We start from the raw sequence: 14,050 nt of genomic DNA on the forward strand, positions 1-14,050 counted from the left end.
CATGCAAGAAAAGACAGCATTACCTGCTTCTCGTTGGTTAAGACTGATTCCGGTTATTTTTATTACGTATAGCCTCGCTTATCTGGATCGTGCGAATTATAGCTTTGGCGCGGCATCAGGTATGGCACATGATCTGAATATTTCAGCAGCGATGTCATCGTTACTGGGAGCGCTTTTCTTTCTAGGTTATTTCTTTTTCCAAATTCCAGGTGCTCATTATGCAGAGAAAAAAAGTGCGAAAAAACTGATTTTCTGGTCATTAATTCTATGGGGTGGACTTGCATCCGCTACAGGGATGATCACCAATGTCAATCTGTTGATCGTTATCCGATTCGCACTTGGAGTTGTTGAAAGCGCGGTCATGCCAGCGATGCTTGTTTTTAATGCACACTGGTTTACGAACAAAGAACGTTCACGTGCAAATACTTTTCTGATTTTAGGTAATCCTGCAACTGTTTTGTGGATGTCGATTATTTCCGGTTATCTAGTGACCGCAGTCGGTTGGCGTTGGATGTTTATTATAGAAGGGATGCCAGCTATTATCTGGGCATTTGTATGGTGGAAAGTAGTACAAGATAAGCCTTCAGAAGCGAAATGGTTGACCGATGCGGAAAAACAAGCATTAGAAGACGAATTAGAACGTGAACAAGCAGGAATGAAGCAAGTAAAAAATTACCGCGAAGCTTTTCGTTCGCCTACGGTTATTAAGTTAAGTCTGCAATACTTTTTCTGGAGTATTGGGGTGTACGGATTTGTGATGTGGTTGCCATCCATTATTGCTAAAGCACCGAATATGGATATGGTATCAACAGGCTGGTTAGCTGCTGTTCCGTACGTACTGGCTGTCATTTTGATGCTAGTGACTTCATTCTTTTCTGATAAAATGCAAAGTCGCAAAAACTTTGTCTGGCCGTTCTTATTGATTGGTGCGCTTGCTTTTTACGGTTCCTATCTCATTGGACCAAATCATTTCTGGATTTCATTTGTACTACTTGTGATTGCTGGTGGAGCGATGTATGCGCCGTATGGCCCGTTTTTTGCGATTGTACCAGAAGTCTTGCCACGTAATGTAGCCGGTGGAGCTATGGCATTGATTAACAGTATGGGAGCATTAGGTTCATTTGCCGGTTCTTATATTGTAGGGTATCTCAATGATCTGACAGGTGGGTTTGATGCATCGTATATGTTTATGGCGGGATCACTGCTTCTGTCGGCGATCTTAACAATGATGGTACGCAAGCCACAGACGCAGAAACCTCAAGCTTCTCCAGAATGGAAACGCAAAGTCAGTGCGACGTAATCCAAAGAGTAGTGAACACATAAAATAACACAACAATACAACAGCGTAATTCTTTTATATCTAATGATGTAAAAAAATATAGTCTATATTTGGTAAAGGAGTGAACGAGTATGAGTGAACAACAACCTGTACGTGTGCAATTAGCGCTAGATCGAATGACTATCCAAGAAGCGATAACGATGGCCAAACAAGTAGAGCAACATGTTGACTGGATTGAAGTGGGTACATCCCTAATCAAAGAGTTCGGCATCGAAAGTGTGCGCCAGATGAAGCAAGCTTTTCCACATAAAATCATTGTTGCGGATATCAAAACTTTTGATAATGCGAAATACGAATTTGAGCTTTGTTTTGAAGCAGGAGCAGATGTCGCTACTGTTATGGGAGCGGCGCCAGATGCTACATTAGAATTATGTATGCAGACAGCACGTCGCTATCAGGGGCAGACAATGATTGATCTGCTCAGCGTATCGCCTGATCGAATTCAAGATCTTGAGCGCTATACAGATGCTGTATTATGCCATCATGTTAGCAAAGACGAGCAAGAGCATAACGGACAAAAGGCCGGGCAATCAAATAGACATGAAGCTCATGCTACTTCTAATGCTAACCATGCAACACCTCAGATTGCGGTAGCAGGCGGCATTACGTTAACGACATTACCGACAATTTTACAGCAATCCCCGTCTGTGATTATTGTGGGTTCTGCGATTACTCAAGCTGCTCAACCTCAACAAGCGGCGCAACAGATTCGAGAACAGATTAATCAATTTGCTATCCCAAACGTTAATCCTTTAGCTTCTTTATAACTATATAACAGGGAGTGATATTCAATGAACCAAGTTCAATCGACAGCAACCGCAGAGCAGATTATTGCTGAGATTAGTCAGGTGATCACGCAGGTTCCACAAGAAACGATCCAACAACTAGCTACTCAATTAGTAAATAGTCAGCGTATTTTTGTAACTGGTGAAGGACGGTCTGGCTTTATGGCTAAATCATTCGCAATGCGGTTGATGCATCTAGGTGCAGATTCCCATGTGATTGGAGAAACGGTCACACCTGCACTTGCTGCGGGCGATCTACTAATTGCTGTATCTGGATCAGGCACAACCAAAGCGGCTGTATGGACCGCAGACAAAGCCAAAGAGTTAGGATGCCATATTGTGGCGGTGACTACCGACGAATCATCGCCACTAGGTACTCTAGCAGATACAATCTTGCATATTCCAGCAGCGACCAAGTATAGACGAGAAGGCGAAGCGCCAAGTATTCAGCCTTTGGGTTCTTTATTTGATCAATGTACACATGTATTACTGGACGCAGTCTGCTTGAATTACGGACAGCTCAAGCAAGTTCAACATGGCGATGTATTTGCCAAACATAGCAATGTCGAATAAGTAATTACATTTACTACGGATAGAATAGATAGGAATATGATAAATATCAAAAACCCTGCACACCATTTTTGGATACAGAACACTTTGTAGTGAAAAGTGCTTATCCATCAGGCGAGCAGGGTTTTTAGTGTGTTATTTGTTATGAGTAAATAGCTAGTAAGATAAATCTACAATAATAAAACACTACTTATTAATCAATTTATCCCCAAAGATACGAGACGATCATTACCACATAGACTGGTAAACTGAACAACAACATACTCCATGAGTTCACCATATTGCGATCTCTGGAACTCGGATCGATCGCTTGATTCGCACGCATCCGATCTCCACTGACCATTGTACCTGAAAGAGCTAGTGTAGCAATAATTAAAATGATGGTGACGACTCTAAGAATATCATTAAAGTCGTAGGGTAATAGAAAATGAATCAAATACAGTAATCCTAGAAAAAGAACGCCCGATCCTAACAGCAAACCTGATTTTTTCATATCGATCTACACCTTTCTACTATGTATTGGCAACGATGATCAATCTAAAATCTACGATGATAAAACAAAAGACTGTCGAATAATCTATTCGCAGTCTTTTGTCTATTATATCAATTAAACGTTTGACATTATACCTAACAACTAAGATCAATCAGATTTCTACAATCGAACATCATAATGTTAATGCTACCATGTTGCTTTATAACTTAAAGTACTTTTTCTAAAAAGCTAATCGTACGTTCATGCTGAGGGTTACCAAATACTTCTTCAGGCGTACCATCTTCGACAACATAACCGCCATCCATAAAGATTACACGATCCGCCACTTCGCGAGCAAAGCCCATTTCGTGAGTTACGATCATCATGGTCATTCCTTCTTTAGCAAGGGAATTCATAACACCCAATACTTCACCAACCATTTCAGGGTCAAGTGCAGAAGTCGGTTCATCGAATAACATCACATCTGGATTCATAGCCAGTGCACGCGCTATTGCGACACGTTGCTTTTGTCCACCCGATAATTGGTTAGGTAGAGCATCTGCTTTATCTGCAAGACCGACACGATCTAACAGTTGAAGCGCAATTTTACGAGCTTCTGCGGGCGAAGATTTTTTTAGTTCAGTTGGAGCTAACATAATATTTTTGATAACACTCATATGCGGAAAAAGGTTAAAGTGCTGGAATACCATTCCGATATTTTCGCGTACTTTGTTGATATCGGTTTGTTTGTCATTGATATTGTGATCATCGACAATAACGGTACCTGCTGTAATATCTTCCAGACGATTAATACAACGAAGGAAGGTACTTTTACCAGAACCGGATGGACCAATAACACATACCACTTCGCCTTCTTTAACTTCCAGATCGATACCTTTCAGTACATGATTGGAACCAAAGCTTTTTTTCAGACCGGTAACTTTAATTTTATCCATTGCTGACCTTCCTTTCGATGTGGTTAGAGATTTTAGTAAGAATGGTAATCACGATCAGGTACATTAGAGCAACCATTAACCAGATTGTAAATGAATCCAGTGTACGAGCAATAACGATTTTACCGGATTGAGTCAATTCAACTAAACCGATTGCAGATAAAATTGATGTATCTTTCAATGTAATAACTAACTGATTAATGAAAGAAGGAATCATTAATTTAACAGCTTGTGGAATAATAATTTTGATCATGGCTGTACGATAAGGTAGCCCTAGTGAACGAGCAGCTTCCATTTGTCCACGATCAATTGATTGAATACCACCACGAATAATTTCAGTTACATATGCCCCTGCATTCAGACTTAATGCCAAAATGGAAGCAACGAACAATGGCATTGTAAATCCTAAAGCTCCTGGAATACCAAAATAAATAAAGAATGCTAATACCAACAATGGAACTCCGCGGAATACATCAACAAATACTGTTGCAATACCTCTTAAAATACGATTATGACTAACTTTCATAAATCCAAAGATTAGACCTAAAATAAACGCAAAGAATAAAGAAACAATAGTGTAAAGTAGAGTTTTTAATAAGCCATTTACTAGATAAGGGAAAGATTGTTGAATTAATTCCCACCGACTTAATTTCTCTGTAACTACGCCTTTACCGTCTTTACCTAAATATTTTTCTAAAATCTTATCGTATTCTCCATTACTACGAAGATTTGCAAGACCAGCATTAAACTTTTGTAATAGTTCTTGATTTTGTCCCTTGCTTACAGCAAATCCATAAGAACCACCCGGTTCTTTTTCAGTAACTAATTTAAGTCCTGTATTTTGTGTAACACCATACGCCAAAACAGGATAATCATCAAAACAAGCTACTGAATTTCCTGTTTTTACATCATCGTACATTTGTGAAGAATCATCGAATGGAACCATAGTAAATCCATACTTATCTTTAATCGAATCAGCAAAAGTATAGCCTTCTGTTCCTGTTTTAACAGCTACACGTTTGCCACGCAAATCTTCATACGTTTTTACAGTGTCATTATCTTGTTTAACAGCCATGACTACACCAGAATCAAAATAAGGCTTGGAGAAATCAAATGTTTGTTTGCGCTCATCGGTGATGCTCATACCTGCAATAACACCATCAACCTGATTAGATTGAAGTGCTTGAACAGCAGCATTAAATCCTAGAGGTTTAATTTCATAACTAAAGTTCTGGTCTTTGGCGATTGCTGCCATAAGATCCATATCAATTCCTACAAATTGTCCCTTTGAATTTTGGAATTCGAAAGGAGCAAAAGTAATATCTGTAGCAATTTGATAAGTTTTGCCTTCCTGTGCTTGTGCAGTTGTGGCAAAGCTTCCTGTAGATACTCCAAAGAAAAGAAGGAGAGCCATTACTAACCACATTACCCTAGATTTCTTCATAAAATCCTCCATTTCATTGACTTCTTCATGTACATCAGCAATTGTTGTAGTGCGTATACCTGGATCGAGCTAGAACAAATCTACTTACGATCAGTATTGCTTACAATAGATATCTCAAATTGATATCTTACATCACATGTCTTCCCATTCTACAAAAAAAACAAGCTATTGACTATAGTTCATTCTACTTTTCGGTTAAATATGTATCACGTAAACGGTATCATTAAAATATTCATGTCAGGTATTCAAAAAAATTAAATTTAATTTGTAATCAATGTATGATATTAGTAAGAAATTTAAATGTAAAATCCCCTCAAGAATTGATCATCTTGAGGGGGAAATTTAAAATTTAAAAAACGCCTTGTCCATTTATAAATAGTTGCCATTGGAAAGATTGATTCTGATGATCATCTCCTATAAATTTAGCAGTAAGTTGAATACCAAGTTGTGTAGCAAGACCACCATCTAGTACTTCTGTCCAACCAGTATTTTGTAAATTAACTAACTTTGTCGTACCGACTTTATATGTTAAATATTGCGAAGGTAGAGTCATAGTTTGAAGTTTTGCTTTACCATCAAGTCCAGGTCCTGATTGATTAACTCTGCCATTTACACTTAGAAGAGGACCTTTAGTATTTGGTTTATCATATCGATAATAAATTTTGTCTAAACCAAGATAACTATTTCCGTCACTTTTAGTTTTGGTATGATAAAATAGCCGAATAGTAAGGCTTAAACCACTAGCAGCATCTTTTTCTGTACCTTTTCGTTCATAAGAGCCGGGCGCTGAAACTGAAAGATCAGTTACATATTGATTCAAAGTATTTCCTGTATTTACATCTTGCAATTCTCTATACAAATGAGTTTCTTCATTATTCACTTTATTATATGTGTTTTTCGATACGCTATCGCTCTCAATTGAATCGGTAGATATAGAGTTTTGCTTGTTTTCTAGGGCAGTCATTGAATTTATTTCTACGGGATTACTTACTTTAGTATTTTCATCATTAATATCATACTGTTTGATTACTTTGTAACCTTCTGGAATACTTTCGTCTTGAGGCATTCCATTGGGTTCAGCGGCTGAAGCTAAGCCCACTGAAGATAATGTTAATGCACTAGCCATGATTACGCTAAATAATTTCTTTGGAATTTCTTTCATCTTCTGTACCTCCATAAGTTGTAATTTTTTTCTTGTAATATGTTAAAGCATGCATATAAAAAATTCAAGTTTACTAGAATTCTACATATTAGCTATTATTTTTAAGTGATCTCAAACTGCCTCTCCCTTTACACCTTCACCACATATGATAAAATGCAATGAACATATAAGAAGGGGACGGGATATATGAAATCAGTTATTTTAGATGTAGATACAGGGATCGATGATTCATTAGCGCTAGCCTATGCGGCTCATTCACCTGAATTGGATATTTTGGGAGTGACGACGGTATTCGGCAATATTACAGTAGAAGAAGCAACACGTAATACACTGGTAGTGCTCGACAAATTAGAGCGTGAAGAAATTCCAGTCTATGCCGGAGAAAGCAAGCCGATGAGTCGAGAATATACGAAGCCATTTGCCCGTCATATTCATGGAGAAGATGGTATTGGCAATCAGTATCGGGAACCGTCTGAGCGTCAAGCAGAGACGATGAGTGCATCTGACTTTATCGTTCAGCAAATTATGGCTTCTCCTGGAAAAGTGACTGTGGTTGCTGTAGGCCCTCTAACCAATATCGCCAAAGCTATTCAGACCAATCCAGAGATCGTACATACTATTGAACGATTAGTAATCATGGGAGGAGCGGTAACGGTACCGGGGAATGTCACTCCATATGCGGAAGCCAATATTTATTCCGACCCTGATGCCGCGGCGCTTGTGTTAACCTCTGGCATGCCGATTACATTGGTTGGACTGGATGTCACGATGAAAACATTGTTAACCGGTGTTCATCTGGATGAGTGGAGACGGGAAAACAGTTCGTTATCTGTTTTTTTAGCAGATATGACTGAATTTTATATGGGTGCATACAATGAGATTGTAACAGGTGGTAAAGGTTGTGCTCTACATGATCCATTAGCTGTCGGCGTAGCGATTGATCCAACGATCGTGCGCACAACCTCATATGCAGTACATGTAGAATGTACAGAACAAGATACACTAGGAAATACAACAGGCAAACACGATACTTTATTACCGCATATTGATGTTGCTTTAGATGTAGATTCTTCACGTTTTTTAAATCATTTTTTAAGTCGAATTGTGTAATCATTTTTGCATAGAAATAATTCAAGCCTGTGTAGCGTATATAAGGAGGTCGTTTATCCTTGTTGAGTTATACAGGCTTTTTTAATGATATCTAGTCAAAATTTATGAATACAATAGAGATGATTTCAACATATGTGGGTTGGATGATGGTTTATACTTTTATCTACAAAAAGATATCTGTGAGCCATTATTGTTATCCGATCATAATGCTAATAGATGTCTGAACAGAGTCACTTATTGACAAAATTTTTATAAAATTGAAATTTATTTGTACAAATAAACGACTAAAGTAGACATTCTCTTTCATTTTTTATTGTTACTGTAAGGTAAATACGGTATCATTAGAGTATATAGCTAAAGCTATTGATAAACGCTTACACGAATCGTTTCGACACGAATGAGCATTGTACTAGATGCTGACCTATATACGTTTGACAATATACAATAGTAAGGCCAGGTGTAACTCCATGAGCAGCAAGAATCCAAAGCGACAAGACACTACATCCGCAGCACAACGCAAGCTGGAGACGCTGCGAATTTTGGAAGCGGAAGGCACTGTGCGGGTATCCGGACTCAGTCGCCGTTTTCAAGTAACTGAAGAGACAATAAGACGTGATCTGGAACGTCTGGAACATGAAGGTGCTGTAGTTCGTACGCATGGCGGAGCCGTATTTAACCGTAATCGGGAACAATATGAATCTCCTGCTGTTCAGCGTGAGACACAGAACCTAGAAGAGAAAAAAGCAATTGTCGAATATGCCTTATCTTTGATTGAACCCGGTGATGTGATTGCGCTGGATGCAAGTACAACTTGCCTGCATTTGGTCAAACAATTGCCTAATCGATCATTAACTGTACTGACATATTCACTAGCGATTGCTAACGAATTGGTACAAAAAACCGAGATCAATGTGATTGTGATCGGAGGCTACCTGGATCGAGATTCAATGGCGAATACAGGGATTCATGCAGAGAAAATGGTCGAAAGTTATCATGTCGATAAATTTCTATTTTCCTGTCATGGCTTTGATTTAACACGCGGGTTAACCGAACCTTCTGAAGCACATGTACAATTAAAGAAAAAGATTATTGAGATTTCAGACGAATTGATTTTGTTAACAGACAGTACGAAGTTTCGCCGCAAATCATTAGTACGTCTGATGGGTATGGAAGATTTGAATCGTTTTGTAACCGATGATCAGTTGCCTCAAGAAGCGATTCAAGATTTACAAGATATGGGTGTGGATGTCATCGTTGTTGAGTAATAGGGCGATGGTTGCTACCTGCATTTAAGCCTTTTCCTTTAGGGAAAAGGTTTTTTTGTATATAGAAATAAATGTAAGATTTTTGTTGGTTTTAGATTAATTTTCAACAAATTCTTCGGTTAAGCTTGAAAATAGGGTACGTTAGGAGTACTTTAGATAAATGAGAAAACGTTGAGAACCGTATAGAGATGGTTGAGATCAATGAGGCGTTTGGAGTGAGGAGAGAATCAATGACAGCAACTGGTGAATATAATCCGCAAATCGTAGGCATGGAAGATATCGTCCGTGCTCATCATGTATTACGCGAAGTAATTGTGCGTACCCCGTTACAGCGAGACAATACATTATCTGAAAAATACGAATGTAATATCTTTTTAAAGCGTGAAGATATGCAAGTCGTTCGTTCATTCAAAATTCGCGGGTCGTATAACCGTATTCGTAGTCTTTCTCAAGCAGAATTGGACAAAGGTATTGTATGTGCTAGTGCAGGTAACCATGCGCAGGGTGTAGCCTTTTCATGTTATGCGCTTAATATTCATGGCAAAATCTATATGCCAAGCACAACACCGAACCAAAAAGTAAAAATGGTGAAAAAGTTCGGAGGTAAAAATGTAGAAGTAATTCTAGTCGGTGATACATTTGACGATGCTTATGAAGAAGCGATGAAAACATGTGAAGAACAAGGTATGGCATTTATTCATCCATTTGATGATCCGAAGATTATTGCCGGTAACGGTACGATCGGGATGGAGATTATGGAAAGTCTAGATGTACCGGCTGATTATATTTTTCTAACGATTGGTGGCGGTGGTCTGGCTGCTGGTGTTGGGCAATATATGCATACGATGAGTCCTACCACTCAATTGATCGGTGTCGAACCAGCAGGTGCGGCGTCTATGAGTGAAGCAATTGCTCGGAATGAAGTCGTCACACTTGGTGAAATTGATAAATTTATTGATGGTGCAGCAGTGAAGCGTGTCGGTCAGCTCACCTTCGATATTTGCCGTGAGGTGTTAAACGATGTCGTGAAAGTGCCAGAAGGTAAAGTGTGTTCGGCGATTCTGGATCTATATAATGAAAATGCGATTGTAGCGGAACCAGCAGGAGCTTTGCCTATTGCGGCGCTTGATATGTACCGCGAGCAGATCAAAGGGAAAACGGTTGTCTGTATTATCAGTGGTGGTAATAACGATATTGATCGTATGCAAGAGATCAAAGAACGCTCACTGATCTATGAAGGATTGAAGCATTACTTTATGATTAATTTCCCACAACGTGCAGGCGCTCTACGTGAATTTTTGGAAAAAGTATTAGGGCCAAATGATGATATCGCTCGCTTTGAATATACCAAAAAACATAATAAAGAAAATGGGCCAGCGTTAGTCGGTATCGAACTTAGTACACCGGAAGATTACGGTGCACTGGTCGAACGAATGGAAGCTCATGGTATTAAATATACAGAGCTTAATCGGGATCTGAATTTGTTCAATTTGCTCATCTGATGAGTATTCTTAGAGTTATAGTTGGGTTTTGAGCGGAATTACTATATAATTAATAAGTCGTGCCAGTTTATTATTTATAGGAGGCTTTACCCCAATGTTAGTAATTCATGCTGAAATATTGATTCAACCAGAACACGTAGAAACTTTTCTACAACTTGCTGATCCTTTTGTGAGTGCTTCACAAGCAGAAGCAGGCAATATTCGTTATACACTGATGGTGGATTTACATCAATCCAACCTATTTACCATGGTTGAAGAATGGGAAAGCCAAGAAGCGCTTACCGCCCACGAACAAAGTGCTCATTTTCTGAAGCATATCAATGATACAAAAGATATGGCGGCTGCACCTTTGAACGTTAAAGTATATGAAGTGATGCAGTTGCCTGTAGTTTAATAAGTAAATAAGTCTGCACTATACAAAGGCTATTTCTTTCGGGAAGTAGCCTTTTGTATATCTATATGTGTTATTAGCCGTAGCTAAATTTCGTAGGTTTACAATATAATTTGGGTTTTGACATCATATAGGTTATAATTAGTAAGTGAGATTTTTAGAACATTAAAAAAATCATATTACATTATATACTTATAGGAGGTTTACTTATATGTTTGTTATTCATGCTAATATCACGATTAAACCTGACAGAGTAGAAGAATTTTTAGTAGAAGCAGAAGGTTTGGTTAGTGCTTCTCAAGCAGAAGCAGGTAATATCCGTTACACACTAATGCGTGATCTTCACCAACCGAACTTGTTCACAATGGTTGAAGAATGGAAAGACGAGCAAGCGGTACAAGAACACAACGCAAGCGCTCATTTCCAAAAATTCGTTAAAGATATGCAAGAATTTGCAGGTGCACCTTTGGATGCAAAACTGTTCAACGCAACAGAAGTACCAAGAGGTTAATTACCTGTATCTCGATGCTAAAATAGATATGTTGCGTGGCAACAATCGTTTTCGTATTGCATCATTTGGTATGGATAACTAAATAGTTACGTAAGCAAACGTTCTTTCCATTGGAAAGGACGTTTTTTTGTTATTTAGTATACATAATTCCTAAAAGCCATCCGATAAATGCTATAAGGTAAATGTCGAAATTGCTCGAAAGAGTAGAAAAGGCATCGATTGAGTAGAATGTAACGTCGTGTTTTACTGTCTGAAATTATATTTTTCGCTATTTAATTTTACGTAATCTTAATTGAACAAATGTGCGTACTACAAATAGTATCTTGCATCAAAGGCTTTCATTTTATCTATCAAAGGAGAATCAGTGAATGAAAAAATATATTGCTATCGTAGCTTCTTCGTTGCTTACATTATCTCTAGTTCATACCGGCTTAGTATACGGGGAAGAATCAGTTCCTTCTGCAACAGGGCCAGATCAAGAAGTCGTGATTGTCTACAAAAATGCAGCAGGTAAAGAAGCAGCTATCGATCAAAGTGTAGAAGTACAGCATGAATTTAAAACATTGCCTGCGGTTTCTGCGACTGTCAGTGCAGGTGAATTACAAGACCTTGTGCAAGATCCTAATATTGCTTATATCGAACGTAATGTTCCTTTTCAAGTCACCGATTCATCCGATTTTCAAGTGTTAGGTTCGACAGTCAATGCCACCGAACAATCACAATGGAATTATCAAGCAGTACAGCCTAACCAAATGTGGGATAAAGGATATAACGGATCAGGCATCAAAGTTGCTGTGATTGATTCTGGTGTAGCTCCTCATAGTGAGCTCACTATTGCTGGTGGTGTATCGACTGTAGATTATACAACATCTTATGCAGACGATAATGGACATGGTACTCATGTCAGCGGAATTATTGCAGCTCATAGCGGCGATGGTGCTGTAACAGGAACAGCTCCTGGAGTGCAATTATACGGTGTCAAAGCATTGGGCGCAGATGGTAAAGGAAATTTGCAAGATGTATTAGAAGGTATAGATTGGGCGATCCAAAATCATATGGATATTATCAATATGTCTTTGGGAACCGAATATGATTCACAAGCATTGCACGATATGGTCGACAAAGCATATAAAAATGGAATTTTGGTTGTATGTTCTGCGGGAAATAGTGGAGCAGGCACAGATACAGTCAATTATCCTGCACAATACAGTAGTGTAATCGCTGTTGCAGCAGTAGACAAAAATTTAAATCGTGGTGACTTTTCATCTACAGGTCCCAAAGTAGAGGTCTCTGCACCTGGGGTTGATATTGTGTCTACGTATCTTAATGGCAAATATGCTGTAGCTAGCGGTACATCTCAAGCAGCTCCTCATATTGCAGGTATACTAGCGATTTTAAAACAAGAACATCCTTCCGAATCCATAGCGAATCTACGTACCGATTTGGAAAATTATACAGTCGATCTAGGAGCAACAGGAAGAGATAATTCATACGGATATGGATTTGTTACATTCGCTCCTAAAGTAGACAAAACAGCTCCAGCAGAAGTGAGTGGCTTAACTGTAAGTAACACAACTACTCACTCTTTAACATTGAATTGGCAAAACCCGGCAGACAAAGATTTTGCAAAAGTAAATATCTACAATGATGCAGGCAAATTCGTAACTTCTGTTACTCAAAATGTATATCAAGCAGAAGATTTATCTCCATCGACAACGTACTCATTTACATTAAAAACAGTAGATACAACAGGTAATGAATCAACAGGCAAATTTATCTCCGGTCAGACACTATCTACACCTAGTGATTCTACACCGATCGTTGAAAGTAAGCCTGTCGTTCCAGCACCAACAGCTGTCGTGAATCCAACACCAGCCGTAACTGTACCCGTCGTGACCACACCAGCACCTACTAATCTGGTAGCGGCTGTTCCATCAGGTGGTGGGGGCGGAGGAGGCGGCGGTGGTGGAGGTGGCGGTATTCCACGCCAACCATCTACACCGAGTACAAGTGTTACTGCCCCTGTGGCTGCTCCAACACCAACACCGACTCAACAAGCAACACAACAACTGAATACAGCCAAAACATCAGGTAAAGCCGCAGACTGGTTAAAAGCCAAATTTGATGGCAAAAACGTAACAGATGCTAATTTCCAGAAGCAATTAGCACAAATCAAACAGTCTATGGGTATTAAAGACTTGCCAAGCAAAGCACAATTATCTCCTTCGATTCCGGTAAGTATCAGCTTGCAAGTTGCACTCAAAAATAAACAATATAAATATATCGATCCTTCTTCGATTACAGCCGATCATGTCACCGTGCTTAACAGTAACGGAGAAGTAGTCACCAATGTGAATCTATCTGTTAAATGGAATCGTATCTTTATCACACCAACAGCTAGTGGATTTGCCAAAAATGAAACGTATAATATCATTATCGAAAAAGGCATCCAGGCGAAGCCATCAGCGAATAGTGATCAACAAGTCACATCGACCACTCCACTAATCTTGCAATTTACAACACGTTAAAATAACACAGATCAGAAA

At 38.9% G+C, this 14,050-nt stretch carries 13 protein-coding genes; 9 read left to right on the forward strand and 4 right to left on the reverse strand.

Annotated elements, in window-relative coordinates; translation table 11 throughout:
- Position 1: 1 nt before the first annotated feature.
- From PQ456_RS03505 to hxlB, 3 genes are all read left to right on the forward strand, one after another.
- The gene (locus PQ456_RS03505) at positions 2 to 1,300 is read left to right on the forward strand and encodes an MFS transporter (protein ID WP_273614874.1); all 1,299 of its coding nucleotides are present in this window, start codon (positions 2 to 4) and stop codon (positions 1,298 to 1,300) included.
- Positions 1,301 to 1,410: 110 nt separating this feature from the next.
- On the forward strand, positions 1,411 to 2,106 hold the full coding sequence (gene hxlA / locus PQ456_RS03510; protein ID WP_273614875.1) for a 3-hexulose-6-phosphate synthase: 696 nt from the start codon (positions 1,411 to 1,413) through the stop codon (positions 2,104 to 2,106).
- Between the two features lie 24 nt (positions 2,107 to 2,130).
- Positions 2,131 to 2,697 carry a 6-phospho-3-hexuloisomerase gene (hxlB, locus tag PQ456_RS03515; protein WP_273614876.1) on the forward strand — a complete coding sequence of 189 codons (567 nt, stop codon included), beginning with the start codon at positions 2,131 to 2,133 and terminating at the stop codon, positions 2,695 to 2,697.
- A gap of 199 nt (positions 2,698 to 2,896) precedes the next feature.
- On the opposite strand, the gene PQ456_RS03520 is transcribed toward hxlB, so the two are convergent.
- The 4 genes from PQ456_RS03520 to PQ456_RS03535 all read right to left on the reverse strand — a co-directional run bounded on the left by PQ456_RS03520 (position 2,897) and on the right by PQ456_RS03535 (position 6,725).
- A complete protein-coding gene (locus PQ456_RS03520; RefSeq protein WP_273614877.1) occupies positions 2,897 to 3,187 on the reverse strand; it encodes a DUF5316 family protein in 291 nt (96 codons plus the stop codon).
- A gap of 206 nt (positions 3,188 to 3,393) precedes the next feature.
- Positions 3,394 to 4,122, reverse strand: a complete 729-nt coding sequence (locus PQ456_RS03525) for an amino acid ABC transporter ATP-binding protein (RefSeq protein WP_204825619.1) — start codon at positions 4,120 to 4,122, stop codon at positions 3,394 to 3,396.
- A complete protein-coding gene (locus tag PQ456_RS03530) occupies positions 4,115 to 5,563 on the reverse strand; it encodes an amino acid ABC transporter substrate-binding protein/permease (RefSeq protein WP_273614878.1) in 1,449 nt (482 codons plus the stop codon). The genes PQ456_RS03525 and PQ456_RS03530 overlap by 8 nt, the downstream gene beginning before the upstream one ends.
- Positions 5,564 to 5,912: 349 nt before the next feature.
- Positions 5,913 to 6,725: a hypothetical protein gene (locus PQ456_RS03535; RefSeq protein ID WP_273614879.1), complete on the reverse strand. Its 813-nt coding sequence runs from the start codon at positions 6,723 to 6,725 to the stop codon at positions 5,913 to 5,915.
- 186 nt (positions 6,726 to 6,911) lie between these two features.
- On the opposite strand from PQ456_RS03535, the gene PQ456_RS03540 reads away from it, so the two are divergent.
- From PQ456_RS03540 to PQ456_RS03565, 6 genes are all read left to right on the forward strand, one after another.
- Complete coding sequence (locus tag PQ456_RS03540) at positions 6,912 to 7,835, forward strand: nucleoside hydrolase (RefSeq protein ID WP_273614880.1); 924 nt, start codon at positions 6,912 to 6,914, stop codon at positions 7,833 to 7,835.
- Between the two features lie 467 nt (positions 7,836 to 8,302).
- Positions 8,303 to 9,100, forward strand: a complete 798-nt coding sequence (locus PQ456_RS03545; RefSeq protein ID WP_204825615.1) for a DeoR/GlpR family DNA-binding transcription regulator — start codon at positions 8,303 to 8,305, stop codon at positions 9,098 to 9,100.
- A gap of 230 nt (positions 9,101 to 9,330) precedes the next feature.
- A complete protein-coding gene (gene ilvA / locus PQ456_RS03550; RefSeq protein ID WP_273614881.1) occupies positions 9,331 to 10,602 on the forward strand; it encodes a threonine ammonia-lyase IlvA in 1,272 nt (423 codons plus the stop codon).
- Between the two features lie 94 nt (positions 10,603 to 10,696).
- The gene (locus tag PQ456_RS03555; RefSeq protein WP_273614882.1) at positions 10,697 to 10,996 is read left to right on the forward strand and encodes a putative quinol monooxygenase; all 300 of its coding nucleotides are present in this window, start codon (positions 10,697 to 10,699) and stop codon (positions 10,994 to 10,996) included.
- Between the two features lie 208 nt (positions 10,997 to 11,204).
- Complete coding sequence (locus PQ456_RS03560) at positions 11,205 to 11,504, forward strand: putative quinol monooxygenase (RefSeq protein WP_273614883.1); 300 nt, start codon at positions 11,205 to 11,207, stop codon at positions 11,502 to 11,504.
- A gap of 368 nt (positions 11,505 to 11,872) precedes the next feature.
- A complete protein-coding gene (locus tag PQ456_RS03565) occupies positions 11,873 to 14,032 on the forward strand; it encodes a S8 family serine peptidase (protein WP_273614884.1) in 2,160 nt (719 codons plus the stop codon).
- Positions 14,033 to 14,050: the final 18 nt, after the last annotated feature.

It is taken from the genome of Paenibacillus kyungheensis, assembly GCF_028606985.1.
In the GTDB taxonomy this organism is placed as follows: domain Bacteria; phylum Bacillota; class Bacilli; order Paenibacillales; family Paenibacillaceae; genus Saccharibacillus; species Saccharibacillus kyungheensis.